At 72.4% G+C, this 3265-nt stretch carries 4 protein-coding genes; all 4 read left to right on the top strand.

Features of this window, described 5'->3' with window-relative positions; genetic code table 11:
• Nucleotides 1-407, top strand: a 407-nt coding sequence (locus SACHA_RS20890; RefSeq protein ID WP_019808532.1) for an ABC transporter ATP-binding protein C-terminal domain-containing protein, incomplete at its 5' end; no start/stop codon positions are given.
• 38 nt (nt 408-445) lie between these two features.
• Complete coding sequence (locus tag SACHA_RS0107720; RefSeq protein WP_028662977.1) at nt 446-1195, top strand: ABC transporter ATP-binding protein; 750 nt, start codon at nt 446-448, stop codon at nt 1193-1195.
• Between the two features lie 30 nt (nt 1196-1225).
• Nucleotides 1226-2104: a branched-chain amino acid ABC transporter permease gene (locus SACHA_RS0107715; protein ID WP_019808528.1), complete on the top strand. Its 879-nt coding sequence runs from the start codon at nt 1226-1228 to the stop codon at nt 2102-2104.
• Nucleotides 2104-3180 (top strand): branched-chain amino acid ABC transporter permease, encoded by a 1077-nt coding sequence (locus tag SACHA_RS0107710; RefSeq protein ID WP_019808527.1) that lies wholly within the window; start codon nt 2104-2106, stop codon nt 3178-3180. The genes SACHA_RS0107715 and SACHA_RS0107710 overlap by 1 nt, the downstream gene beginning before the upstream one ends.
• The last annotated feature ends 85 nt before the right edge of the window (nt 3181-3265 follow it).

Here is a 3265-nt window from a genome sequence, read left to right as displayed (position 1 = left end):
GGTCGCGGCGGGACGAACGGGCGCTGGCCGAGCGCGCCGAGCGGGCCATGGCCGAGGTGGGCGTGCTCGACCACGCCCGCGCGTACCCGGGGAGCCTGCCGTACCCGGTGCAGAAACGGGTGGCCCTGGCCCGTGCGCTGGTCGCCGAGCCGGAGCTGCTGTTGCTGGACGAACCGGCCGCGGGGCTCGGCCACGACGACATGTCCGAACTCGCCGAGCTGGTCCGGCGGCTGACCGGGCGGATGGGCGTGATCCTGGTCGACCACCACATGGACCTGGTGATGTCGGCGTGCGACCGGATCACGGTGCTCGACTTCGGGCGGGTCATCGCCGCCGGGGAGCCGGACCGGGTCCGGGACGACCCGGCCGTCATCGAAGCGTATCTCGGCGAGGAGGCGGGCCAGTGAGCGAGACCACCGACGTCCCGACCGGGGCGGGGACGGGCATCACGGACACCACCGGGTCCGGCAGGGGCGCCCGCCTCGACGTCCGTGAGCTGACGACCCGGTACGGCCCGGTCGTCGCGCTCGACCGCGTGAGCCTGCGGGCCCGTCCCGGCGAGATCACCGCCGTGCTGGGTGCCAACGGTGCGGGCAAGACCACCCTGCTGCGGACCGTCTCCGGCCTGGTGCGACCCCGGTCCGGCGGTGTGCTGCTGGGTGAGCGGGAGCTGGTCGGCGCCGCCGCGGAGGAGATCGCCCGGGCCGGGGTCGCGCACGTGCCGGAGGGCCGTGGCGTGATCACCGAGCTCGGGGTCGAGGAGAACCTGCGCCTCGGCGAGTTGCTCGGCACCACCCGGCGCGGGGCCACCGACCGCCGCGCCCGGCTGGACACCGTCTACGACCTGTTCCCCGCGCTGGCCGAACGGCGGCGCATGCCGGCGAACTCGCTGTCCGGCGGGGAGCGGCAGATGCTGGTGATCGGCAGGGCGCTGCTGTCCGAACCGGAGGTGCTGCTGCTCGACGAGCCGTCCCTGGGACTGGCGCCGCGGGTGGTCGCCCAGATCTTCGGCATCATCCGCGATCTCGTCGACCGCGAGGGGCTGACCGTGCTGCTGGTCGAACAGAACGCCCGCAGTGCGCTGTCCATCGCCGACACCGGCTTCGTGCTCAACCTCGGCCGGGTCGTCGCCTCCGACGACGCGGCCACGCTCGCGGCGGACGAGGACCTCCGCCACGCCTACCTCGGCTTCTAGCCGGGCCGTTCTCGGAGGATTGCTGCCCCGATGCAACAGTTCGTGAACCTCACGCTCAACGGGATCAGCCAGGGCGCGATCTACGCGGCGTTCGCGCTGGCGCTGGTGCTGATCTGGCGGTCCACCCGGGTCATCAACTTCGCCCAGGGCGCGATGGGCATGTTCACCACCTATCTCGCCCTGATGCTGATCGAGAACGGACAGCCGTACTGGGTCGGTTTCGCCGCCGCCCTGGTGGGGGGTCTGCTGCTCGGCGCCGCGGTGGAACGGGTCGTCATCCGTCCGGTCGAGGGCGGCCCCGAGCTCAACGCGGTGATCGTGACGCTGGGGCTGTTCATCGCGCTGCAGGCGCTGGCCGCCGTGCTCTTCGGCTCGACCTACGAGTCGTTCCCGGCGCCGTTCGCGTTGCGCGGATTCGACCTGAACGGCTTCACCGTCGCGTTCACACCGTTCAGCACGTTCATCATCGGCTCGGTCCTGCTGGTGATGCTCGCGCTGGTGGGGCTGTTCCGGTTCACCGACCTCGGGCTGAAGATGCGGGCCTCGGCGTTCAGCCAGGAGGTGTCCCGGCTGCTGGGGGTGCGCGTCGGCCGGATGCTCACGCTCGGCTGGGCGTTCGCCGCCGTGGTCGGGTCGCTGGCCGGTCTGCTGATCGCGGGCGGGAGCCTGGTCCACCCCGCCTACATGGAGCCCGTCATCGTGTTCGGGTTCGTCGCCGCGGTCCTCGGTGGGCTGGACAGCCCGGGAGGCTCCGTGGTCGGGGGGCTGTTGATCGGCCTCGCGCTGTCCTATGTGTCCGGCTACCTCGGTAGCGAGCTCGTGACGCTGGCGGCACTGGCCATTCTCGTCGCGGTGCTGCTGGTGCGCCCGCAGGGACTGTTCAGCCACGCCGCCGAAAGGAAGGTCTGATGACCGCGTTGTCGGCGGCCGCGCGTCGCCTCGTCCCCTCGTCCGTCGGCGGCCGGAACCTGCTCGGTGGGGCGACCGCGCTCGTCGTGGTCGTCCTGGTGCTGGAGAGCACGGAGCCGTTCCGCCACTCCCAGCTGGCGACGCTGTCCTACTACGGGATCGCCGCGGTCGGGCTGACCGTGCTCACCGGCCTGAACGGGCAGATCTCTCTCGGCCACGGCGCGCTGATGGCGGTCGGGGCGTACACGACGGCGCTGCTGTTGGACTCCGACGGGGTGCCGTTCGGCCTCGCCCTGCTCGCCTCGGCCGCGGTCACGGCGCTCGTGGGCATCCTGGTGGGCGCGGCCGCGGCCCGGCTGCACGGTCCGTACCTGGCGGGCGCCACGCTGGCCCTCGCGGTGGGTGCACCCGGGTTGGCCGTCCACTTCGACAGCCTGCTCGGCGGTGAGCAGGGCCTGCGCGTGGCCTCGCCCACGGCGCCGCAGTGGTTCGACGACACGATGTTCTTCATCACCGGCAGCGGGATCGGCAATCAGGAGTATCTGGCCTACCTCGGCTGGGGGACGCTGTTGCTGGTGATGGTGCTGCTCGCCAACCTCGTCGCGAGCCGTTTCGGCCGGATCTGGCGCGCGGTCCGCGACGACGAGGTGGCCGCCGAGCTCTCCGGGGTCCGGCTCGGGCACACGCGGGTCCTCGCCTTCGTGGTGAGCGCGGCGTGTGCGGGACTGGCCGGCTCGGTGCTGGCGATGGTGGTGCGCCTGGCCGCGCCGAGCGGCTTCACGATCGTGCTCTCGCTGTCCCTGCTGACCGCGGTGGTCGTGGGGGGACTCGGCAGCCTGACCGGCGCGTTGCTCGGCAGCGCGCTGTTGGTCTTCCTGCCGCCCGCGGTGACCGACCTGGGTACCGCGGCCGGACTGAGCGACGTGCGGGCGGCCGAACTGGCCCCGCTGGTCTACGGCGTGGTGCTCGTCGTGGTGATCCTCGTCGCCCCCTCCGGGGCGATGGGCCTCATCCGCAGGCTGTGGCAGTCGGTGCGGAACCGTCGTCGGGGGAACGAACAAGGAGGAACCGGATGAACAAGCGAATGCGGCGGCGCGGTGCGGCGCTGACCGCGGTGGCGGCGACGGCCGCCCTGGTGCTGTCGGCCTGCGGCGCGGGCGG

Source organism: Saccharomonospora halophila 8 (assembly GCF_000383775.1).
GTDB classification, from domain to species: domain Bacteria; phylum Actinomycetota; class Actinomycetes; order Mycobacteriales; family Pseudonocardiaceae; genus Saccharomonospora; species Saccharomonospora halophila.
Note: the sequence above shows the minus strand (reverse complement) of the source record. Positions and strands in the feature narration are given on the sequence as shown.

Coding starts and splice junctions, on each gene's coding strand:
- SACHA_RS0107715 (WP_019808528.1), top strand. CDS start 1,226: ATGCAACAGTTCGTGAACCTCACGCTCAACGGGATCAGCCAGGGCGCG.
- SACHA_RS0107710 (WP_019808527.1), top strand. CDS start 2,104: ATGACCGCGTTGTCGGCGGCCGCGCGTCGCCTCGTCCCCTCGTCCGTC.